This window comes from Winogradskyella immobilis (assembly GCF_021887715.1).
GTDB lineage: Bacteria > Bacteroidota > Bacteroidia > Flavobacteriales > Flavobacteriaceae > Winogradskyella > Winogradskyella immobilis.
This window is the reverse complement of record NZ_JAIQXX010000004.1, coordinates 130,355-152,586: the sequence shown is the minus strand read 5'-3', so window position 1 is coordinate 152,586 and position 22,232 is coordinate 130,355. Positions and strand designations below refer to the sequence as shown.

20 protein-coding genes are annotated in these 22,232 nt (G+C 31.5%); 1 reads left to right on the top strand and 19 read right to left on the bottom strand.

Annotated elements, in window-relative coordinates:
• Positions 1 to 35 precede the first annotated feature (35 nt).
• The 12 genes from K8Z87_RS04700 to K8Z87_RS04645 all read right to left on the bottom strand — a co-directional run bounded on the left by K8Z87_RS04700 (position 36) and on the right by K8Z87_RS04645 (position 13,671).
• Positions 36 to 1,013 carry a polyprenyl synthetase family protein gene (locus K8Z87_RS04700; protein ID WP_227476328.1) on the bottom strand — a complete coding sequence of 326 codons (978 nt, stop codon included), beginning with the start codon at positions 1,011 to 1,013 and terminating at the stop codon, positions 36 to 38.
• A gap of 126 nt (positions 1,014 to 1,139) precedes the next feature.
• The gene (gene rlmN, locus K8Z87_RS04695; protein WP_227476327.1) at positions 1,140 to 2,180 is read right to left on the bottom strand and encodes a dual-specificity RNA methyltransferase RlmN; all 1,041 of its coding nucleotides are present in this window, start codon (positions 2,178 to 2,180) and stop codon (positions 1,140 to 1,142) included.
• 112 nt (positions 2,181 to 2,292) lie between these two features.
• Positions 2,293 to 3,342: a tRNA preQ1(34) S-adenosylmethionine ribosyltransferase-isomerase QueA gene (gene queA / locus K8Z87_RS04690; RefSeq protein WP_227476326.1), complete on the bottom strand. Its 1,050-nt coding sequence runs from the start codon at positions 3,340 to 3,342 to the stop codon at positions 2,293 to 2,295.
• Positions 3,343 to 3,413: 71 nt separating this feature from the next.
• Positions 3,414 to 4,640 (bottom strand): 3-phosphoshikimate 1-carboxyvinyltransferase, encoded by a 1,227-nt coding sequence (locus K8Z87_RS04685; RefSeq protein WP_227476325.1) that lies wholly within the window; start codon positions 4,638 to 4,640, stop codon positions 3,414 to 3,416.
• A 38-nt stretch (positions 4,641 to 4,678) separates the two neighbouring features.
• Positions 4,679 to 5,005, bottom strand: a complete 327-nt coding sequence (locus K8Z87_RS04680; protein ID WP_227476324.1) for a nucleotide pyrophosphohydrolase — start codon at positions 5,003 to 5,005, stop codon at positions 4,679 to 4,681.
• A 2-nt stretch (positions 5,006 to 5,007) separates the two neighbouring features.
• Positions 5,008 to 7,014 carry a DUF3857 domain-containing protein gene (locus tag K8Z87_RS04675; RefSeq protein ID WP_227476323.1) on the bottom strand — a complete coding sequence of 669 codons (2,007 nt, stop codon included), beginning with the start codon at positions 7,012 to 7,014 and terminating at the stop codon, positions 5,008 to 5,010.
• 24 nt (positions 7,015 to 7,038) lie between these two features.
• Entirely contained in the window at positions 7,039 to 8,940 is a 1,902-nt protein-coding gene (locus tag K8Z87_RS04670) for a DUF3857 domain-containing protein (RefSeq protein WP_227476322.1), read from the bottom strand.
• Positions 8,941 to 9,015: 75 nt separating this feature from the next.
• Positions 9,016 to 9,468 carry a D-aminoacyl-tRNA deacylase gene (gene dtd, locus K8Z87_RS04665; protein ID WP_227476389.1) on the bottom strand — a complete coding sequence of 151 codons (453 nt, stop codon included), beginning with the start codon at positions 9,466 to 9,468 and terminating at the stop codon, positions 9,016 to 9,018.
• Between the two features lie 66 nt (positions 9,469 to 9,534).
• Positions 9,535 to 10,482, bottom strand: coding sequence for a ribosome small subunit-dependent GTPase A (rsgA, locus tag K8Z87_RS04660; protein ID WP_227476321.1), 948 nt, complete (start codon positions 10,480 to 10,482; stop codon positions 9,535 to 9,537).
• A 67-nt stretch (positions 10,483 to 10,549) separates the two neighbouring features.
• Positions 10,550 to 11,632 (bottom strand): bifunctional 3-deoxy-7-phosphoheptulonate synthase/chorismate mutase type II, encoded by a 1,083-nt coding sequence (locus K8Z87_RS04655; RefSeq protein ID WP_227476320.1) that lies wholly within the window; start codon positions 11,630 to 11,632, stop codon positions 10,550 to 10,552.
• A gap of 48 nt (positions 11,633 to 11,680) precedes the next feature.
• Entirely contained in the window at positions 11,681 to 12,532 is an 852-nt protein-coding gene (locus K8Z87_RS04650) for a prephenate dehydrogenase (RefSeq protein ID WP_227476319.1), read from the bottom strand.
• The gene (locus K8Z87_RS04645; RefSeq protein WP_227476318.1) at positions 12,529 to 13,671 is read right to left on the bottom strand and encodes a pyridoxal phosphate-dependent aminotransferase; all 1,143 of its coding nucleotides are present in this window, start codon (positions 13,669 to 13,671) and stop codon (positions 12,529 to 12,531) included. The genes K8Z87_RS04650 and K8Z87_RS04645 overlap by 4 nt, the downstream gene beginning before the upstream one ends.
• Before the next feature lie 296 nt (positions 13,672 to 13,967).
• Between K8Z87_RS04645 and gldA the strand changes: the two genes are divergently transcribed.
• Positions 13,968 to 14,861, top strand: a complete 894-nt coding sequence (gene gldA / locus K8Z87_RS04640; RefSeq protein WP_227476317.1) for a gliding motility-associated ABC transporter ATP-binding subunit GldA — start codon at positions 13,968 to 13,970, stop codon at positions 14,859 to 14,861.
• Here the strand turns inward: gldA and K8Z87_RS04635 are convergent.
• The 7 genes from K8Z87_RS04635 to K8Z87_RS04605 all read right to left on the bottom strand — a co-directional run bounded on the left by K8Z87_RS04635 (position 14,854) and on the right by K8Z87_RS04605 (position 22,231).
• Positions 14,854 to 15,603 carry a head GIN domain-containing protein gene (locus K8Z87_RS04635; RefSeq protein WP_227476316.1) on the bottom strand — a complete coding sequence of 250 codons (750 nt, stop codon included), beginning with the start codon at positions 15,601 to 15,603 and terminating at the stop codon, positions 14,854 to 14,856. The genes gldA and K8Z87_RS04635 overlap by 8 nt on opposite strands.
• Positions 15,600 to 16,658, bottom strand: a complete 1,059-nt coding sequence (locus K8Z87_RS04630; protein WP_227476315.1) for an acyloxyacyl hydrolase — start codon at positions 16,656 to 16,658, stop codon at positions 15,600 to 15,602. Before K8Z87_RS04630 ends, K8Z87_RS04635 begins: the two co-directional genes overlap by 4 nt.
• A gap of 242 nt (positions 16,659 to 16,900) precedes the next feature.
• Complete coding sequence (locus K8Z87_RS04625) at positions 16,901 to 17,863, bottom strand: alpha/beta fold hydrolase (protein WP_317207419.1); 963 nt, start codon at positions 17,861 to 17,863, stop codon at positions 16,901 to 16,903.
• A 118-nt stretch (positions 17,864 to 17,981) separates the two neighbouring features.
• Positions 17,982 to 19,256 carry an argininosuccinate lyase gene (gene argH, locus K8Z87_RS04620; RefSeq protein WP_227476314.1) on the bottom strand — a complete coding sequence of 425 codons (1,275 nt, stop codon included), beginning with the start codon at positions 19,254 to 19,256 and terminating at the stop codon, positions 17,982 to 17,984.
• A 116-nt stretch (positions 19,257 to 19,372) separates the two neighbouring features.
• A complete protein-coding gene (locus tag K8Z87_RS04615) occupies positions 19,373 to 20,437 on the bottom strand; it encodes a M20 family metallo-hydrolase (protein ID WP_227476313.1) in 1,065 nt (354 codons plus the stop codon).
• Positions 20,437 to 21,213, bottom strand: a complete 777-nt coding sequence (argB, locus tag K8Z87_RS04610; protein WP_227476312.1) for an acetylglutamate kinase — start codon at positions 21,211 to 21,213, stop codon at positions 20,437 to 20,439. Before argB ends, K8Z87_RS04615 begins: the two co-directional genes overlap by 1 nt.
• Positions 21,214 to 21,295: 82 nt before the next feature.
• On the bottom strand, positions 21,296 to 22,231 hold the full coding sequence (locus K8Z87_RS04605) for a Rossmann-fold NAD(P)-binding domain-containing protein (protein WP_227476311.1): 936 nt from the start codon (positions 22,229 to 22,231) through the stop codon (positions 21,296 to 21,298).
• Between the last annotated feature and the right edge of the window lies 1 nt (position 22,232).

Below are 22,232 nucleotides of genomic sequence, written 5' to 3'. Positions count from 1 at the left end.
TAATTAAAAATCAGCAATTTAAAAATATAATTATTTTACTTTTTTCTATCAATAACATAATTAACCATTAAGGTTAATGAAGATTTATATTCAGATTCTGGGTAATCTTTTAATAATTCTAAGGCTTCTTTTTGGAATACTTTCATCTTTGCCTCCGCATAATCTAAACCTCCTCTTTCTATAACAAAAGCTATAACTTCTTTAACTCGTTTTTTATCCTTGTTATGTTTTTTTACGGAATTGATTAACCAAGATTTCTCTTTTTTTGAAGCATTATTAAGCACATAGATTAAAGGTAAAGTCATTTTTTGTTCTTTAATATCTATGCCTGTAGGTTTTCCTATTTTGGCTTCTCCATAATCAAATAAATCATCCTTTATTTGAAACGCCATACCTATAAGTTCTCCAAACTTACGCATGCGAGACACTTCAATAGAATCTGGTTTTACAGAGGCTGCCCCTAAACTGCAACATGCAGCAATTAGGGTTGCTGTCTTTTGACGGATAATTTCGTAATAAACATCTTCTGTAATGTCTAACTGACGTGCTTTTTCAATTTGAAGTAATTCTCCTTCGCTCATTTCGCGCACCGCTACAGAAATGATTTTTAATAAATCAAAATCATTATTATCTATAGAAAGCAACAATCCTTTAGACAATAAATAATCGCCAATGAGGACAGCAATTTTATTTTTCCAAAGTGCATTAATTGAGAAAAAACCACGACGACGATTACTATCATCCACAACATCATCATGTACTAAAGTTGCTGTATGAATTAACTCTATAACAGAAGCTCCTCTATAAGTTCTATCAATGACTTCTCCATCATTTAACATCTTAGCTACAAGAAAAACAAACATTGGGCGCATTTGTTTCCCTTTTCTATTTACAATGTAATGTGTAATTCTGTTTAGTAAAGCTACTTTGCTAGACATAGCTAGTTGAAACTTTTGTTCAAAAAGTTCCATCTCGTATGCAATGGGTTGCTTTATTTGTTCGGTTATTTTCACTCGATAATCGAGATTTTTATTCTTCAGAGTTGGCTTTATCCTCTAATATTGGTTAAAGCGTTTATTATTTATATAACAAAATATTATTTTTCAAATATACAATCTAATATAAAGTAAGTCTAATGTTTAACTCTTATTTGCTAATTGTCCGCAAGCTGCATCAATATCTTTTCCTCTACTTCGTCTAACTGTAACTGTAATATGGTTAGCTTCTAAAACAGAAACATACATATCAATAGCTTTAGCATTAGCCTGTTGAAACATACCATCGTCTATAGGGTTATATTCAATAAGATTGACTTTACTTGGTGCAAATTTGCAGAACTCTACTAAGGCATCAACATCTTTACGGGTATCATTAATACCTTCCCAAACCACGTACTCATATGTAATTCTATTTTTGGTTTTCGCATACCAATATTGCAGTGCTTCTCTTAAATCTTGTAATGGAAAAGTGGCATTAAATGGCATAATTGTAGTCCTTACCTCATCGATTGCAGAATGTAACGATACTGCTAGTTTAAATTTCACTTCGTCATCTGCCATTTTTCTTATCATTTTTGGAATACCAGATGTAGAGACTACAATACGTTTTGGAGACATTCCTAAACCTTCATCAGATGTGATTTTATCAATAGCTTTAAGCACATTATTATAGTTCATCAGTGGTTCACCCATACCCATAAACACAATGTTACTTAAAGGTCTATTATGGTATAAACGGCTTTCGTTATCTATAGCCACAACCTGATCGTAGATTTCATCAGGGTTAAGATTACGCATACGCTTTAAACGTGCTGTTGCACAAAATTTACAATCTAAACTACAACCAACTTGAGATGACACGCATGCTGTTGTACGTGATGCTGTAGGAATTAAAACAGATTCTACAATTAAGTCATCATGAAGACGAACTGCATTTTTAATAGTACCATCTTCACTACGTTGCATTTGATCTACACGGATATGGTTAATGACATAATTATCTTGAAGCATTTTACGAGTTTCTAAAGAAATGTTTGTCATATCTTCAAAACTATGTGCCCCTTTTTGCCATAACCACTCATACACCTGATTGCCTCTAAACGCTTTGTCGCCATGATCTACAAAAAACGCTCTGAGTTGTTCTTTGGTTAATGCGCGTATGTCTTTCTTTTTTACTTCCATTTGGTGCAAAGTTACTTAAATGAACGGATTAATCTATAAACAAAAAAAAGCCTCTTACACTTCGACTTTACTCAGTGAATAAGAGGCTTTTTATATAGCGTTTTCAATACTTTTAGATGATTAACATAGCATCACCATAAGAATAGAATTTGTATTTTTCTTTTACAGCTTCTTCGTAAGCTTTTTTCATAAAATCGTGACCAGCAAAAGCTGAAACCATCATTAATAATGTTGATTTTGGAGTATGAAAATTTGTAATCATACAATTTGCAATACTAAAATCATAAGGAGGAAATATAAATTTATTGGTCCAACCTTGATATGGATTTAAAGACCCACTAGATGATACCGAACTTTCAACAGTTCGCATTGATGTTGTTCCTACAGCGCAAATTCGTCTCTTATTTTTAATTCCATTATTTATAATGTCAGCAGCTTCTTCTCTAACTTCAATTTCTTCACTATCCATTTTATGCTTAGATAAATCTTCAACCTCTACAGGATTGAATGTCCCTAACCCAACATGTAATGTTACTTCTGCTAAATCGACACCCTTAATCTCTAAACGTTTTAGTAAATGCTTAGAGAAATGTAATCCTGCGGTTGGTGCAGCTACTGCGCCTTCATTACGTGCGTATATCGTTTGGTAACGTTCTTCATCTTCTGCTTCTACTTCTCGTTTAATGTATTTTGGAAGTGGAGTTTCTCCAAGTGTTGTTAACTTATTTCTAAAATCTGAATATGATCCATCGTATAAAAAGCGAAGTGTACGACCTCTAGATGTAGTATTATCAATCACCTCAGCGACTAGTGTCTCGTCATCACCAAAATATAATTTATTACCTATTCTTATTTTCCTTGCTGGATCTACTAATACATCCCATAATCGCTGATCTTGATTTAATTCTCTTAATAAGAAAACCTCAATACGTGCTCCTGTTTTTTCTTTATTACCATATAATCTAGCAGGAAAAACTTTAGTGTTATTTAAAATCATTACATCTCCTTCATCAAAATAATCGATAACATCTTTAAATAATTTATGCTCAATTGTTTGATTAGCTCTATCTAATACCATTAATCTTGCTTCATCTCTATGGTCTGCAGGATATTCGGCTAGTAATTCGTCTGGAAGGTCAAAGTTAAAATGTGATAATTTCATCTAATATTGGTTAATTTTTACAAGGCGCAAATATACAATCTGAAAACAGGCCTTGTCAAGTAATATGGTATTTATTTAATGTTGAAACCAATATGTTTTAGATCTTTCCAAAAATCTGGATAAGATTTAGAAACTACATTAGCATCTTCAATATTAATATTTGTTTTTAAAGCCAACGGGGCAAATGCCATTGCCATTCTATGATCGTTATATGTAGCAACACTAATATTTTCTTTTATTATTCCTGAAGTTTTAAGCATTAATGAGTTATTAGTAATACTAACCTCAGCTCCTAATTTTTCGAGCTCTGTTTTTAATGCAACTAATCGATCTGTTTCTTTTATTTTTAATGTATGAAGTCCTTTTAAATGACAAGCAAGGCCTAAACCAAAAGCAGTTACTGAAATGGTTTGAGCAATATCTGGAGCATTACTTAAATCTAAGTCGATTGATACTGAACGATCTACAATTTTTGATTTTTTAAGCCTGATACTATTTTTTTCAAACACAGTATCTACACCAAAACTTTTATAAATTTTTACTAATACTGAATCCCCCTGAAGTGAGTTTTCCTTATATGAAGATAATTTAACCTCAGTCCCAATTTCACTTAGTGCTACAATACTATAAAAATAAGACACAGAAGACCAATCCGATTCTACTGTTAATATTTGAGATTTTATTTTATCCGTTTGAGGGTTTACTGTAATAACATTACCATAGAAATTAGATGCTACACCTATTTGACTTAATAATTGAAGTGTCATATTTATATAAGGTACTGATGTAATTTTCCCTTTTAAAGTGACCTCTAAACCATTTTTTAAACATGATGCAATTAGTAATAATGCCGAAATGTATTGACTGCTTACATCTGCTTTTAATGTTACTTTATTTTTAAGAATTTCTTTACCTGTAATCTTTAATGGCGGATAGCCTTCGTTCTCTATATACTCTATATCGGCACCTAAATCTTTTAAAGCATTCACTAATACAGCTATTGGGCGCTCTTTCATTCTCGAAGAACCTGTTAAAATCGTCTGCCTATTTTTTTGAATTGAAAAATATGCTGTTAAAAAACGCATTGCCGTACCAGCATGGTGTATATCTACAATTTTCTCTTTTGAAACTAAAGCATTTTGCATTAATTGAGAATCGTCAGAATTTGATACGTTATTAATTTTAATATTAGGATATAATGCTTGTAAAAGCAATAATCTATTAGATTCACTTTTAGATCCTGTAATCGCTATAGAAGATCGCTGTTTTACTTTTGACTTTAGTAATTGAATATTCATATAAAAAAGATTCCCGCTAATTTATAGCGGGAACAAAATTACTTTAATTTCTCATTATTATGATGTCGATTATGATCTCGTTTTGTTTTTTTATTCATCTTTTTATCAAAAGCATCTTGAAGATCAATTCCTGTTTGATTAGCTAAGCACATGACTACAAAAACAACATCTGCAAGTTCTTCTCCTAGGTCTTTATCCTTGTCACTTTCTTTTTCGCTCTGCTCACCATATCGTCTTGCAATTATTCTTGCCACTTCTCCGACTTCCTCTGTTAATTGTGCCATATTAGTTAACTCGTTAAAATAGCGAACTCCGTGTTCTTTTATCCAATCATCAACTAGTTTCTGTGCATTTTTTATATTCATTTTTAGGCTTTAGTTAGCACAACTTGTTCTGCTTGTTTCTCTATCATTTTTTCAAAAAATTGCTTAAAAACCCCATAATCTGTAGGATCTATTATAGATGTTTTTAAATCAAAGTTAATGACAAATTGAAGATACTTTCCATTCTCTTTAGCTATATAACTGAATTTTGCTGCACCTTCTTTAAAATCAATAATCTCACTTTTTGGTAACGCTTCTACTTTATAACCTTCTGGCATTTCAACATTAACCACATATTTATCTAAAATAGGCATAGTAAAATCTATAGGATAATTACGTTCATCTAATTTAAAAGGGTTTTCTTTTGTTGCCATAAATAGCATTGGCGAAAAATAAAGTTTTCCTCCAATATCATCTATTGCATCAGATAATTCATAATTATAAGATAGTTTTACTGGTTCAGTAATGTCATTAGCATTTTCAAAATTAATCTCACTAACTTCAATAGCTCCTTTCCCTGATTCTATAGATTTAATATGATCATCTTGGCTCATTGAAGCATATTTCTTTCTATATCTTAGTGCCACATTAGAAGTCATACTCTGACGTACTTTCCCTTTTACAGAAAAATCATCATTGAACTGAACATTTAATGAGGTGGTTTCTTTTGCCTGACTATTTGGCCTTAACGATACCCAGTCTGATGTTCCGTTATCCATAACTAGGCGACCTCTCCAATTTAATGCTCTTTCTGGTAATACATTTACCATACTATAAGGCTCTGATGCATCTAATAAAATATAGTTTTGTCCATTTTGAACCATACACACTACATAATTAAATCCATTACGAGTTGGATATAAAGGAATTCCATTACTCCTTGTGCTTACTAAAACTGGATTAGCATTAATACCTTGAGAACGTAACATTGTTATAAGTAGCAAATTAATATCGGCCACATTACCTTCTCCTTCTTTATAAGCATTACGTATGCCTTTTTGTGTATAAATACCATTATACCCGTTCCATTTTACTTTAGATTTTACATAATTTTGAAGTGTAAATGCTTTTTGAAATGGATCCTCTACTCCTGCTACTATTGAAGTAACATCGTCTTTGAAGAAGTTAGTCCTTTTAAATTGAGCTCCAAAATTAGGGCTTTCATATATTGACTTTGACACTTTTTCCCATGATGAAGAATAAGATTTCTCCACAGCTCCATACCTGTTAACAATAGCGGATAATTCCATACTCATTTTAGCACGATAGTTATTCATATTACCAGCATAAGATTCTTCTTTTAATGCTGGAATGTTTTCATCAGTAACTTTAATAACATTATCTGAATATTCAGAAGTACTTGTATCAAAAGTAGTTCCTGTTACACTTCTGCCGCTAGAACTTGAAGAGACAAAAGTTTTTTTCATTTTCGACTCGTTCAGTTTTGGAGAATAAAATGCTTTAGGGTTAATCAGTTTATTATACACATAAAATTGCGGGGTAGCTATTCTTATATCTAACTTATTGATTGGGATATCATTTTGAAGTACAATATCATCAATGACTATAAAAGGTGACGAAATTTTATAGCTATATTCTATAACAGCACCATCTTGGATGTTAGGCATTGTTATGGTATTTATCTCTGTAAACTCACTATAATCTTCTTCAAAAATACCGTCTTTTTTAAGTTTGTCTTTTTGAATTTTTCCATCAATTAAGTTATAAGTAGTTCCTTTGATAGATTGAATTTTCTCTTTACTTCCACCTCCTCCTTCATAGAGATAAACCTTCTTAGTTGCCCAATTATAGCCTTCTTTATTATAGATTTTAATACGCTCATGAACTTCTCTTTCTTGAATAAACCCATCTTGTGTATAGACAAAAGAGATGTCTTCATTTCTATATAATACAGCTGCATTAGCAGAAGCATCAACAGAATGTACTTTTTCAGCAAGCTCTTCTTTTGACACTTTTCCGTATTTAAAATCTTGTGCAGTTATAAATGAGCTGTAAAAAACTATAGCAATAATGGTTAGTAAATTTTTCATGTGTTAAATTTTATTTGATTGGTTTTATTTTACAAGTACAATTTTGGTTTTATCGTGCTTTACAATTTGTTTTCTAAAATCTCTAAAGGCTTCATAATCTTCTTTATCATAATTTCCTTTATTCATTATATAAGTTCTTGTATATTTTAGTTTGTTACCTTCTAGCTTTTCTAAAGCATATTCATAAGAGCCATATTTTGTGTTAACTTTAGCCCCTTCACTCATTGCTTCTACTTTTAAAGTTTCTGGTAATTCTATTATAAATTCATCTACATCTTTAAAAGCACGTTCAATTTTAAAATCTAAATTTCGTTTATCATAACGGGTTGGTAATCCTGTCACTTTATTAAACATATTGGGTTGAATAATCAATCTATTTCCACTTTTTGAAGCATAATTAGTTGCTGAGACATCTAGAGTTTCTATCAATTCTATTTGATCCTTATCATTTTTATAATCTATAGACGTAATATCTAAATTATTTATATTATTCCAATATTCTTTATAATGTAATTTTTGATCTCTTAAAGGCCTGGTCTCCATACCTTCATGTAAATCATATTGATAACCAGTAGTTTTTATAGAAATATTTGCGGTAAAATTTCCCATATCGTCTAACACCACATTTGCTTTAGTTAACTGCAAACTTTCGTCTGCACTATACACTTTAGTATGCACTATCTTTCCTCCTTCTGGAGTTACCAAAAGTACATCTCTATCATCAGTAAACCCAGCTGTAAACCCAAAGGGATTGGTTTGACTTGTGCATTCTAAAAAAATATTTTCATCATTATTCGGTACACATAGTATTACATGATTTCCTTCGGTAATAGAGAAATCACTATCTATATCTCTAATGTTCTGATCTCCCCATACCACGGTATAATACGATGGTACATCTACAACTTCCAACAATGCTTTTGTATAATTAGTTAAGCCTTTGCAATCTGCATAACCCAGTTTATCTACTTCATTTGCCAACATTGGTTTCCAACCTCCTATACCGACTTGCACACTGATATAACGTGTTTTGTCTTGCATATACTTGTATACTATTTTAGCACGTTCTATTTTATCTTCGGTATTAGCAGTAAGAGCTTTTACTTCATCAATAGCGGATTGCGGTAAATCGTCAGTACCCATTAATAATTTAGTATGCATCCATTTTCCAAAATCCTCCCAGTTGTTATTTTCTCCCTTAACCCCTTCCATATCAAACGTAGTTAATGCCGATTTTAAACATGGCGTAATATCACCAATATCTGAGCTATATGTTTCATATTTTATAGCTTTAAGGTTTTTTGCCGATACATGACTTTCCCCTAAGTTTTCTATACCATAAGCTTCAAAATTCTCGTTTTTTGTTCTTACTTCTACACCAGAATTGTTTATAATTTTAAATTCGGAATATTGTACAGCAAGATAATAACCGTCTATAGGTCTCCACTGTGGAACAAAAGCCGTACTCCTCATTTCTACTTCAGATTTGTAATGGATAGTATATGGGTATTTTATAGGTGTATAATTAAGGTATTTTACACGACTGTCAGAATACAACGTTCCACCACTAACTGCACTTTCATCAGCAAAGTCACTCGTCTTTATTTTTTTAATTTCTTTACCTGCAGCATCGTAAATACGAACTTCCATTTTTTTGATTTTGGTATTAGGATCATAAGCTTCATAAGCATTATGACTTCTATCCCCATATTTATTATAGATAGTAACTACTCGATTTGTAGTTACTATCATACGATTGTATGCATTAATTTCTACAACTTGTTTATCGTAACGAACAATAGCATTTGCCTTTTCCTTTAGTTCAGCAGGAGCTAATATTGCTATAAAATCATTATCGGATTGTGAAAAAATAGAAGTGCTTAATAGCACATAAATTAATAGTAACTTACTCTTTAGGTGAGGCATAAAGTCTATATTGAATGATTAGCTCTATCTAAATTAGTAAAAGATTTCTTTATTCCTAAAAATTTGTTAAGAAAATTACATCTTGTTTTTAGAATCTATAATAATTGTAACTGGACCATCATTTAGAAGGCTAACTTTCATATCTGCCCCAAACTCACCTGTCTGAATTTGCATCTGCGATAATTCTTCTAAATGCTTAATAAAAGTTTTATATAATGGTATTGCTACGTCTGGTTTTGCTGCTTTAATGTAGCTAGGTCGATTTCCTTTTTTTGTACTTGCATGTAATGTAAACTGACTAACGACTATAATCTGACCTTTTACGTCTAAAATAGATGTATTCATAACACCATTTTCATCAGGGAAAACACGAAGTCCAAGTATTTTTCGACATAACCAATCTATATCTTCTTTAGTGTCTTCATTAACAATTCCTAAAAGAACTAAAAATCCTTTTTCAATTGAAGCTACTTCTTTATGGTTAATTGTAACTGAAGCTTCAGTTACACGTTGAATAATCACTTTCATATCATTTCCCATAAAAATGGGAATCTTTTAAAATTAAACTTGCAAGGTTTACAAAATTACTATCTATTATTCATTCCAATTATCTGTTCTATAATGTTCGTCTTCGCCTTCTAAAATCTGAAGATAACTTCTATATCTAGAATAAGAAATTTTGTCATTTTCTAGAGCTTTCTTTACCGCACATTTTGGTTCTTTAAGATGCAAACAATTATTGAATTTACAATCTTGCTTTAATTGAAAAAACTCAGGGAAATAATCACCTACTTCTTCTCTTTCCATATCTACAACTCCAAAACCTTTAATACCTGGCGTATCAATAATTTTTGCTCCGAAACTCAAATCAAACATTTCCGCAAAAGTAGTCGTATGTTGACCTTGCATATGCTGGTTAGATATCTCTTTAGTTTTTAAATCTAGTCCTGGCTCAATTGCATTTACTAAAGTCGATTTACCAACACCCGAATGACCTGCAAACATACTCACCTTATCTTTCATGATATTTTTGATACGGTCTATATTTTTCCCTGTTTTTGCGGAAATAGAGATGCAATCGTAACCAATAGTTTTATAGATGTTTTTCATATACTTAACTTCTAATACCTTTTCTTCATCATAAGTGTCTATCTTATTAAAAACTAAAATTGTTTTTATTGAATATGCTTCTGCAGTAACTAAAAAACGATCTATAAAACTTGCAAATGTTGGTGGATTATCAATTGTAATTAGAAGAAAAACCTGATCTATATTAGATGCTATAATATGTGTTTGTTTAGAGAGGTTTACCGATTTTCTAACAATATAATTTTCGCGTTCTTCAATACGTTTTATGACTCCTGTTTCTGCATCATTCTTAGTTTCTAAGTCAAAAACAACAGTGTCTCCAACAGCTATAGGATTAGTACTTTTAAAACCTTGTAATCTAAATTTTCCTTTAATTCTGCATTCGTAGAATTTACCATTCAATGTTTTAACGGTATACCAACTTCCTGTAGATTTATAAACTGTGCCTGTCATTAATTATTAATATCCTTTACAAAGAAACAACATTTAATAAAAAAGCTCGCAATACGCGAGCTTTTTACTAGTTATTAATAACTTTCTCTTGATGATTAATCGATTCTTGATGAATGGCTTTAAATACTTTTAATATAAACTCTTCGCTTAAATTTTTATTCTCGCCTTGAAGTATCATTTTTCCTAATATTTCATTCCAACGTTTAGATTGTAATACAGCTACATTATGCACCTTTTTCAATGCTCCTATTTCATCAGCTATATTCATACGTTTCCCTAATGTTTCAATAAGCTGATGATCAATCACATCAATTTGAGTTCTTAGTGTATTTATCTTGTTTTTAAATTCTGCCGCTTCACCAACTTCTTTTCTAATCCGAAGATCTTCTGTGAACTGAATTAAAGTTTTTGGAGTAATTTGCTGAGCAGCATCACTCCATGCATTATCTGGGTCGTGGTGCGTCTCAATCATTAACCCATCGTAATTAAGATCTAATGCTGTTTGACTTAATTCAAAAATAATATCTCGACGACCTGCAATATGCGATGGATCTAATATTAATGGTAAATCTGGAAAACGGTTTTGTAAATCTACAGCAATTTGCCACTCTGGGTTATTTCTATATCGTGTTTTTTCGTAGGTTGAAAATCCTCTATGTATAACTCCTAGGTTTTTAACATCTGCTGTATAAAAACGTTCTACTGCACCTAACCATAATGATAAATCTGGATTAACCGGATTTTTAATTAACACCGTTTTATCCGTGCCTTGTAATGCATCAGCAATTTCTTGTACAATAAATGGACTTACTGTAGTACGCGCTCCAATCCATAAAATATCTACATCGTGTTTTAAGGCTAAATCTACGTGATTTGCATTTGCTACTTCGGTAGTAGTCATCATACCCGTTTCTTCTTTGGCTTTCTGCATCCATTTTAACCCTAATGCTCCTACTCCTTCAAAATTTCCTGGTCGTGTTCTTGGTTTCCAAATACCTGCTCTAAAGACTGTAGCATCGCTATCTTTTAATTGATGAGCGATTTTTAAAACCTGTGCTTCTGTTTCTGCACTACACGGACCTGCAATAACTAAGGGATGATCTAAACCAAACTTATCTAACCATCCTCTTAATTCTTTTTTATTCTTCATAATTTTATTGTTACTCCTACAATGGTCTTACTGACTTAATAGGTTATTTTATTTAATACCACTCAAAATTGATTTAATGTGGTTTGTTTTTTTCATTTCCTTATACACTGCTTCAAAATCTTCATTTTCCATTAAAGATTTAAAGTGCATTAAATTATTGATATACTCACCTAATGTTTCAATAACATTTGCTTTGTTTTGCTTAAAAATTGGCGTCCACATTGCTGGTGAACTTTTCGCTAAACGTACAGTGCTTTCAAACCCACTGCCAGCCATATCAAAAATATCGCGTTCATTTTTTTCTTTCTCAATTACCGTTTTTCCTAACATAAAAGAACTGATATGAGACAGATGCGACACATAAGCAATATGTTTGTCATGCGCTTTAGGATTCATATAACGAATACGCATACCTAAGTCTCTAAATATACCCAAAGCTTTCTCTTGAAGTTTAAATGCTGTTGCTTCAACTTCGCATATAATATTAGTTTTATTCTGAAACAAGTTGTAGGTCGCTGCATTTGGTCCTGAAAATTCAGTTCCGGCAATTGGATGCGCTGCCAAATAATTTCTTCGTCTTGAATGATCCTTTATACTTAAACAAATAGCTTCTTTTGTAGAACCTGCATCAATAACAAGTGTCTCATCTGAAATATAATCTAATATTTGAGGTAAAACCGTTAAGGTTACATCTACAGGAATCGCTATAAACACAACTTCTGCATTATAGACATCTTCTACATTAGCTTTTTCATCAATAACACCAAGTGTTAATGCATCATTAAGATGAGCTCCATTAGTATCAACACCATAAATTTTACAATCGGGATATTTCTTTTTTATATCTAACGCAAAACTACCTCCGATTAATCCTACTCCAATAAGGTATAAATTTTTCATACTCTTGCAATCGCTTCCTTTATAACATCTTCTTCTTCACATAAAGATAACCTTATATAACCTTCTCCATTACTACCAAAAACGGTTCCAGGAGCTATAAAAATACTATGCTCCTTTAATACTAAATTTGTAAACTCTTCAGACTTAATATGTGGTGGTAATTTTGCCCATACAAATAAACCCGAAGTACCTTCGTCGTATGTGCAGTTAAGTGCTGTTGCCAATTTCCATATTAATTTACGCCTTTGCTGATAAACGCTATTTAGACTTATAAACCACATCTCAGAACTTTTTAATGCTTCTATAGCTCCTTTTTGAATGCCATAAAACATACCAGAATCGACATTACTTTTTATTTTTAGAACTGAATTAATATAATCGTAATTACCAGCTAGCATGCCTACGCGCCAACCCGACATGTTAAAGGTTTTACTTATTGAATTCAGCTCTAAACAAACATCTTTAGCTCCTTTATACTTAAGGATACTTTTTGGGTTTTTGTTAAGTATAAAACTATAAGGGTTATCATTAATTACTAGAATGTTATGACGCTTTGCAAAAGCAATAACGTCATCATAAAATTTATGTGATGCCTTTGCGCCTGTAGGCATATGCGGATAATTAATCCACATTAGTTTTACTTTGCTTAAATCTAAGCGCTCTAGTGCTACAAAATTAGGTTCCCAGTTTTTATCTTCTGTTAAATTATAATATATAGGTTTAGCTCCTAATAATTTAGTTACAGATGCATAAGTTGGATAGCCAGGATTAGGAATTAATACTTCGTCACCTGGGTTTAAAAAGGCCATAGAAATATGCATAATACCTTCTTTACTTCCTATAAGTGGTAAAACTTCAGTTTTTGCACTAAGGTTAACGCTATAATGATTTTTATAAAAATCAACTATTGCTTCTCTGAGTTCTAAAAGCCCTAAATAGCTTTGATATTTATGAGCTGTTTTATCATTTAAGCTTTCTCCTAAAGCCATTATAGCCTTAAATGGTGGTTCTAAATCTGGGCTTCCTATTCCTAAATTTATAATAGGTTTACCTTGAGATTTCAAAAAAGCGACCTCTTTTAGCTTTTTAGAAAAATAATATTCTTCAACATGTTTTAGTCGATCGGCCACTTCTATCATAATCTCACATTTTTAGGTTCAAAAAAAAGTCTCGATTTTCATCGAGACTAAAGTTATTATATTTTTCAATAAAACATATTATGCCTCGCTTCCTTTATTATAAAAAAAGTAAAACCAAGTATAATATATTTTAAGTGTTTGCATCGTTAAATAATATATCGCTAAAGTAACTAATAAATTGAAAAATCAAAATTGTTAAAATAGTTTTTTATTTTTCTCGTTTAAGTTTTAAAGAATTCTTAGTAATTGCCATACTAACTTATATAATACTTATTTTTGACTAAATATCTTTCTACATGTCTATTGAAGTTAAAAACGTTACAAAAATTTATGGCGAGCAAAAAGCGTTAAACGACGTTTCTTTTTCTGTAAAAGATGCTGAAATTGTTGGTTTTTTAGGCCCTAATGGCGCAGGCAAATCTACAATGATGAAAATATTAACCACTTATATTAATGCGTCTAAAGGCTCTGCAAACGTTAATGATTTCTCTGTAGATACCCAAAAAAAAGAAGTACAAAGTTCAGTAGGCTATTTGCCTGAGCATAATCCTTTATATACAGATTTGTATGTTAAAGAATATTTGAGATTTAATGCCAATGTCTATGATGTATCTAAAGATAGAATTAATGAAGTTATTGAATTGACGGGATTAGCACCTGAAGCTCACAAAAAAATAGGGCAACTTTCTAAAGGTTATCGTCAACGTGTAGGTTTAGCTAATGCCCTATTACACAATCCTGAAGTTTTAATTTTAGACGAACCCACAACAGGTTTAGACCCAAATCAGTTAGTGGATATTAGAAATTTAATTACCTCTGTTGGAAAAGAAAAAACCGTATTTCTGTCTACACATATTATGCAAGAAGTTGAAGCTATGTGTGACCGCGTTATTATTATTAATAAAGGTAAAATTGTCGCAGATAAATACCTTAAAGACCTAAGACAAGACCAAGAGCAAATTGTTATTGTTGAGTTTGATTATAGAGTGGAAGATGCTTTTTTACAAAAATTACCTAAAGTAACTTCTGTGAAAAATACGCACGACTTTGTCTATGAAATCACTTTTGCTACTAAACAAGATATGCGTTCTCATGTTTTTGATTTTGCACATGATAATGAATTGAAAATTCTTCAACTTAACCAGAAAAATGCAAGTTTAGAGAGTTTGTTTAGATCTCTTACTAGTTAAAGATTAATCTCCCTGTAAAGAGTACATCGACATCGACAACTGGAGGCTGATTTACTGAAATTACATCTCCTGTATTATTAATGACGCCTGTTAATGATTGCTGTGGATTAATAATCATATCATTACTACTTCTATGAAATATATTTATGTTCTGAGCAATTAAATTTTCTGCTTCTATACGTCCATCTCCACCAAAAAATCTAAAGTTGGCTTCAGTAACTTCACCTGAGAGAAAGAAAAAAGAGAGATTATTAGCTATAATATTTAAGTTTTCCACATCAAGTTCTAATCTAAAATCTCCTATAGGAAAGGTCTCTGGCTCATTAAAATCTTCCGAAATCAAATTAAGAGTATCAAAATTTAAAACTCCATCTGACGAAATCTCAAACTGTGTTGAACAACGGATTTCACTTAATGTCGGTGTTGTTACAAACATTTTAGTAATTCCGAAATCACGCACAAAATTACATGTATTATTATCTGTAAGCACTAATCGATCATCAATAACTTCTACCGTTATATCATTGATAAGGTTCTCTCCTGTTTCTATAGTCACTTCATAATTTTCACCTTGTCGAATAATTAATTCGATATCTCTATTCACTAAAATGCGATTGAAATTTGGAACTGTAATTGTTTCTTGAATTATAGATCCTGAAGTTTGAAAACAATCTGATGCACTTTCACTATCGCAAGCAAAAAGCAAACCTACAACACTTAATATGACAAATAGTTTTTTCATAATCGTACTCCAATTCCAAATTCAACAGCTTCAGCTTTTGCTCCGTGAGACTTTAAAGTTATGGCACCAAATAATTTATCTCCAAAGTAGCGTTTTAATCCTATTCGTAAATACGTTCTTCCCTCAAAATCAAATGGATAATATACGTAATATCCTACTTGAGTTTCAATCGATGTTTTATTAATAAATAATTCATGACCTACAAATAGACCAACACGCTTAAAATCTTCATCACCAGTAACATTATCTCCTAAACCAGATACACTTTGAAACTCTATTAGCTCTTTAAGAAAATTTGAGAAGAAAACTTCTGTTCCTAATTGAATAGCACTTTTATGACTTAATCTTTTATCTGCGTAAGCGGATACAATATAAAATGGAAATTGCCCCGTACCAATAATATCGCTTTGATTAATTCCACTTCTAAATGCAAGATTATATTTTATAGACTCGGTAAATTTTTCATCTTTACCATTATCTATATACTCAGGATCACTTTCATCTAAATTATAGGTAACCCCAACGTTTAAAGCTATAGTATTAATACTTGTATTTGGTGCTTTTACATTGGCATTAGAATAATGTATAAGCGATAAACCTCCTTGTAAACCAAAACGATCTATGATACGTTCTTTTTTATAATTAAGCATTAAATAAGTGCTGCTTAAAAGATGAGAGCCAAAAGCTATATTTTTTGGATTATCAATACGATCAAAGGGATTAGATGTATATGCTAATCCTTGCCCAATACGTAGCATTAGATTTCGCTTAAAAAAATAAAAATTATAGTGAGCATATATACCAATATTGTTGCCTAAGTTTTCATTCTTTAAATTCTGGTAAATCAAAGACACTCCATAATCTGGATAATTATAACGTTGTTCCCAAGCTTTATTGCCAAATGTTTTTTTATTCCAGCTAAGAATTACACCTTCGGGATGACCTGTTATTAATCCTAAAATGTCGTTATTATGAAGTGCTATATTACCTCTAAAATAATTGACATCTAAATAAGAAGAAGTCGTACTTTCTTGTGAAAGAAGAACAGAAGTCATTAGGAAACAGAATATAAAACTAAGCCAGTACTTCATTTAAAATTTAGTTACTGACAAATGTAAAATAATAAAGTATATTACTCTTTATAGAACATCAAATAATATGGGTGACGATTTAGCAACTTCAACCAATTGTGTTTTTTTATGTTTACAAGTTTTACAGATTTAGAAATCTTATTATAAACGGGCGTTTTTAACATCATCTTCAGGACTATTACTTTCTAATTTTAGTGTATCTATTTTCAACTAAAAATCGGTTTTAAAATAGCATTCAACTTCTCATATTCTATCAAAAATGCATCGTGTCCGTGATAAGATTCTATAATATTTAAATGAACATCAACTCCTAATGATTTTAATGTAGAATAAGTCTCTTCCGTTTCATCTGATGTGAAGAACACATCAGAATCTATAGTTATGAGATGTATTTTTCCTTTTATTGCCTTAAAAACAGATGTTATGTCATCGTTATCTCTTTCTATATTTATAGTCTTCAATAATTGGTTCATAAGCTTATACGCCGACAACTGAAAACGACCCTGAAGCTTTTTACCATGATGTAATAACCAACTCTCTACATTGAATAGTTGCAAATCTTCATTAGTACTTCTATTAAACTTATGCTTAAACGATTGTGGGGAACGATAACACAACATGGCATGCATACGAGCATCGTGAATAGGCTGTTTTGAATTTTCTAAAAATTGTTCTTGAATTCTGCAATTTGCAATAAGCCAATCTGTAGATTTCCAATCGGCAGCAATAGGAATAAGATATTTGGTTATATTAGGTTGTAGAGCAACCATTTCCCAGGCTAATCCACCACCTAAAGAAGCACCTATAGTAGCATATAACTTTTCAATCTTAAGGTGTTTTAATCCTTGTAAAAAAAGTTTTGCAATGTCTGTAGTTACAAAATCTTTATAGTTATTAAATAACTGACCATCATATCCATTTCCTGGAATATTAAAAACTAAAACCGTAAAATCTTTAGTATTAATAACTTTATCGTCTCCTATTAAACTGGACCACCAACCATCTTTACCTGCAACATTGCTATTGCCTGTTAGTGCATGATTAACCAATACAATTGGTGCTGTATGTAATGGGTTACCAAATAATTGATACGATAAATTAATAGTTTTTATACAACTTCCGTTATGAGTTACATAATCTTTTATCGGTATATATAATAAATCACTCATTCTTTTAGATTTGATTTATTTAATACCAATAATTACTACCATATATATCGGTATTTTTTTGCAATATAATGATTGCGCATTTTATGTGTTTATTTCCTAATCTTTGAGAAGACTTAATCTATTTATCATACTTCTCTCTAATCTCATCCAAGCACAAATTATGAATACTTCCTATATGCGTATGTTGTTTTGATGCGTCTGGTTTATAACTTCCATCTTGTACTTGAGAACCTATCTGTTGATAAGCATCTCTAAACGACATACCATTTTCAACCAAACTATTGATATTATCTACCGTAAACAGGTATTTGTATTTATCATCATTTAAATCCACATCTTTTACAATAACTTGTTGAATTGCATAATTAAACACATCTAAAATGGTTTCTAAATCCACAAATGCTTGTATCATATTCTCTTTCAATAACTGAAAGTCTCTATGATACCCACTTGGCAAATTATTTGTGATTAATACCATTTCTGTTTGTAATGCCTGTATTTTATTACATTTTCCTCTAATAAGTTCAAATACATCTGGGTTTTTTTTATGCGGCATAATACTACTGCCAGTAGTTAACTCATCTGGAAATGAGATGAAATTAAAATTCTGACTCATGTATAAGCATATATCCATAGCAAAACGAGATAATGTGTTTGCTAAACTTCCAAAGGCAGCAGCAATGGTACGCTCGTTTTTACCTCGACTCATTTGTGCTGCAACGACATTATATTTTAACGTAGTAAAACCTAATGCTTTTGTTGTAAAATCTCTATCTATAGGGAATGAACTTCCATAACCCGCAGCTGATCCCAACGGGTTTTGATCAACTGTTTTTAGAGCTGCATCTAATAGATACATATCATCAATCAATATTTCAGCATAAGCAGAAAACCATAATCCAAATGAGGATGGCATTGCCACTTGCAAATGTGTATAACCAGGAAGTAATTTTTCTTTATGTGTTTCGGCTAATTCTAATAAAGTATTAAAAAGCGTTTTCGATTTCGCTTTAATACTTTGTAAATGATCTTTATAAAATAACTGCAACGCAACTAAAACCTGATCGTTTCTGGATCTTGCAGTGTGTATTTTCTTCCCAACGTCTCCGTAAGTTTTTGTTAATTCATATTCAATTTTAGAATGTACATCTTCAAATTGAGATTCTATAAAAAACGAATTCTCATCAATCTGAGTTTGCAAATTACTCAATCCTTTTTCCAACTGTTGCAATTCTTCAGCAGATAAAATATCGATTTTATACAGCATTTTTGCATGTGCTAAAGATGCTTGTATATCGTATTTTGCAATGTGTAAATCGATTTCTCTATCGTTACCAACAGTAAATTGTTCTATGGTTTTATCTATTGAAAAGCCTTTGTCCCAAAGTTTCATATTTGTAAATTTTAATTTTTAAAATTTAGATTATAGAAAAAAGACCGCTTTGCTGTTAGAACAAAGATTAATATCTAACATAATTTAATTGTCTATTTTCTATTTTCTTTTATCTATTATAATACGTTTTCTAACAATTTTATATATAAATCAATGCCTTCTTCAATTTCATTGATGTAAATGAATTCATCTGCGGTATGTGATCTCAAACTATTCCCTGGTCCCAACTTTAATGATGGACAACTCAACGCTGCTTGATCTGATAATGTTGGCGACCCATAAGTCTCTCTTCCTAAAGAAATACCTGATTGTACTAATGGATGATTTTTAGGAATTGAAGACGAATTTAATCGTAAACTTCTAGGTGTAATAGTATCACAAGGTGATGCTTCTTGAAGCATTTTTGCGATTTCTTCATTGGTATATTTATCATTCACCCTAACATCAATCACCAAATCTACTTCCGATGGAACCGCATTATGTTGTTTCCCTGCATTGATTTGAGTTACTGTTAATTTTACGTCGCCTAAAGTCTCTGATGTGTTTTCAAACTTATAATTTTGGAACCATTGTAATGCTTCAATCGACTTGTAAATCGCATTATCGTTATTTGGATGTGCCGCATGACTCGCAGTTCCCTTAATTTTAGCATCAAATACGACAAGGCCTTTTTCGGCTATTGCCAAATGCATTTGTGTAGGTTCGCCAACAATAGCAACATCAATCTTTGGAATAACTTCTAACATATGTCGTATTCCATTCTCACCGCTATTTTCTTCTTCAGCAGATGCTACAATAACCAGATTATACTTTAATTCTTTATGCTTATAGAAATAAGCAAATGTTGCTAACAGCGACACCAAACAACCTCCAGCATCATTACTGCCCAAACCATATAATTTACCGTCTTCTATAATAGCTTTAAACGGATCTTTAGTATAACTCTGATTAGGTTTTACCGTATCATGATGTGAGTTTAACAACAATGTCGGTTTGCTCTCATCAAAATACTTATTTACAGCCCAAACATTATTTTTTGTTCTATTAAACGGAATGCTTTCAGCATTAAACCATTCTTCAATCAATTTTGCCGTACCAACTTCTTCACCAGAAAGTGAGGGTGTTTCAATGAGGCTTTTAAGTAAGTTTATAGCGCTATGTGTTAATTCTTGTTGTGACATTAGTTTTGAATGGTTGTGAATTTTGAATTTTTATTAAATAGCATTTCAGGTTTACCAATACAAACCTTATGCACTTGGTTATTGATAGCATGAAAAGCGTTTGCTAGTTTAGGAAGCATGCCTGCGGCAATATTATTCTGTCCTAATAATTTAGCATAGCTATTTTTATCAATGTTTTTGATTACTGAATTATCGTTTTCCACATTTTGAAGCACCCCAGATTTTTCAAAACAATAATATAACTCAACGTTATACAATTCTGAAAAAGCAATTGCAATTTCTGAAGCAATGGTGTCTGCATTGGTATTTAAAAGTTGTCCATTCCCATCATGTGTAATGGCACAAAATACAGGCGTAATATGTTGTTTTAATAGCAATTGAATTGTTTCAATATTAACATGTTTAATATCCCCTACATAACCAAAATCAACAGGTTTTTCAGGTCGTTTATCTGACACTATGGTATTACTATCAGCACCTGTAAAACCTATGCTATTACAATGATTACGTTGCAATTTTGAAATGATTTTTTTATTGACCTTACCTGCATAGACCATAGTAATAATATCTAAGGTATTAATATCTGTAATACGCCTTCCATCTACTAATTTCACTTCTACATTCAATTTTTCTGCCAAATCTGTTGCTAATTTTCCACCACCATGAACCAGCAGTTTAGGTCCTTCTAATTTTGAAAATTCAGATAGAAAATCATCCAACGCGTCTGGTTGATCGATAATGCTTCCTCCTATTTTTATGATTTTTAATGCTTTCATTTTATCATTTTTGTCATTCTGAGTGAAACGAAGAATCTCATATTTAAAAAGATTCTTCACTTTGTTCTGAATGACATTATCATTATAAGTTTTCTAGAATTTGTTTCAGTACTATTTGTGCTGAAAATGTTCTGTTATTTGCTTGTTGAATCACTACAGATTGCTCACTATCTAAAACCGCATCTTCAACAACACTATTTCTACGAACAGGTAAACAGTGCATAAACTTTGCAGTGCCTAATTTGGTTTTAGTCATCATCCAATTAGAATCTTGAGATAAAATTTCTCCATAATGCTTGTAACTGCTCCAATTCTTTACATAAACAAAATCCGCATCTTTAAGCGCTTCGTTTTGATGATAACTAACCTTAGTATTCTTAACCACGTTATTGCTCAACTCATAGCCTTTAGGATGTGTAATCGTTAAATCCACATCTAAATACTGCATCATTTCTATAAATGAATTTGCAACTGCTTGTGGCAATGCTTTAGGATGTGGTGCCCAAGACAGAACTACTTTAGGTTTTGCAAGTGATTTTAATTCTTCAATAGTAATAGCATCAGCCAAAGCTTGTAATGGATGTGCTGTGGCACTTTCCATATTTACAATAGGTACCGATGTGTATTTTAAAAAACTGTTGAGTACAAATTCTGAGGTATCCTTTTGTTTATCTATTAATGTTGGAAATGCTCGTATTGCAATAATATCTGCATATTGTGAAATGACTTGCGCAGCTTCTTTAACATGCTCAGACTTGTCCATCTTCATTATAGCTCCATCTTCAAACTCTAGATTCCAAGCATCATTAACGTTCAATATCATGACATCCATTCCTAATTGTTTTGCTGCTTTCTCAGTGCTTAAACGTGTGCGTAAACTCGAATTAAAAAACAACATGACTAAGGTTTTTTGCTTCCCTAAACTTTGATATTGAAATGGATTTACCTTAAGCTGAATCGCATCTTTAATCGTCTGGTTTAAATTATTTATGTCTGATATTTTTGTGTAATTTTTCATA

Bases quoted from the DNA above. Each gene is read 5' to 3' on its own strand.
- rlmN (WP_227476327.1), bottom strand. From the start codon at position 2,180: ATGGAAGTAAAAAAGAAAGACATACGCGCATTAACCAAAGAACAACTC.
- queA (WP_227476326.1), bottom strand. From the start codon at position 3,342: ATGAAATTATCACATTTTAACTTTGACCTTCCAGACGAATTACTAGCC.
- K8Z87_RS04685 (WP_227476325.1), bottom strand. From the start codon at position 4,640: ATGAATATTCAATTACTAAAGTCAAAAGTAAAACAGCGATCTTCTATA.
- K8Z87_RS04680 (WP_227476324.1), bottom strand. From the start codon at position 5,005: ATGAATATAAAAAATGCACAGAAACTAGTTGATGATTGGATAAAAGAA.
- K8Z87_RS04675 (WP_227476323.1), bottom strand. From the start codon at position 7,014: ATGAAAAATTTACTAACCATTATTGCTATAGTTTTTTACAGCTCATTT.
- K8Z87_RS04670 (WP_227476322.1), bottom strand. From the start codon at position 8,940: ATGCCTCACCTAAAGAGTAAGTTACTATTAATTTATGTGCTATTAAGC.
- dtd (WP_227476389.1), bottom strand. From the start codon at position 9,468: ATGAAAGTGATTATTCAACGTGTAACTGAAGCTTCAGTTACAATTAAC.
- rsgA (WP_227476321.1), bottom strand. From the start codon at position 10,482: ATGACAGGCACAGTTTATAAATCTACAGGAAGTTGGTATACCGTTAAA.
- K8Z87_RS04655 (WP_227476320.1), bottom strand. From the start codon at position 11,632: ATGAAGAATAAAAAAGAATTAAGAGGATGGTTAGATAAGTTTGGTTTA.
- K8Z87_RS04650 (WP_227476319.1), bottom strand. From the start codon at position 12,532: ATGAAAAATTTATACCTTATTGGAGTAGGATTAATCGGAGGTAGTTTT.
- K8Z87_RS04645 (WP_227476318.1), bottom strand. From the start codon at position 13,671: ATGATAGAAGTGGCCGATCGACTAAAACATGTTGAAGAATATTATTTT.
- gldA (WP_227476317.1), top strand. From the start codon at position 13,968: ATGTCTATTGAAGTTAAAAACGTTACAAAAATTTATGGCGAGCAAAAA.
- K8Z87_RS04635 (WP_227476316.1), bottom strand. From the start codon at position 15,603: ATGAAAAAACTATTTGTCATATTAAGTGTTGTAGGTTTGCTTTTTGCT.
- K8Z87_RS04630 (WP_227476315.1), bottom strand. From the start codon at position 16,658: ATGACTTCTGTTCTTCTTTCACAAGAAAGTACGACTTCTTCTTATTTA.
- K8Z87_RS04625 (WP_317207419.1), bottom strand. From the start codon at position 17,863: ATGAGTGATTTATTATATATACCGATAAAAGATTATGTAACTCATAAC.
- argH (WP_227476314.1), bottom strand. From the start codon at position 19,256: ATGAAACTTTGGGACAAAGGCTTTTCAATAGATAAAACCATAGAACAA.
- K8Z87_RS04615 (WP_227476313.1), bottom strand. From the start codon at position 20,437: ATGTCACAACAAGAATTAACACATAGCGCTATAAACTTACTTAAAAGC.
- argB (WP_227476312.1), bottom strand. From the start codon at position 21,213: ATGAAAGCATTAAAAATCATAAAAATAGGAGGAAGCATTATCGATCAA.
- K8Z87_RS04605 (WP_227476311.1), bottom strand. From the start codon at position 22,231: ATGAAAAATTACACAAAAATATCAGACATAAATAATTTAAACCAGACG.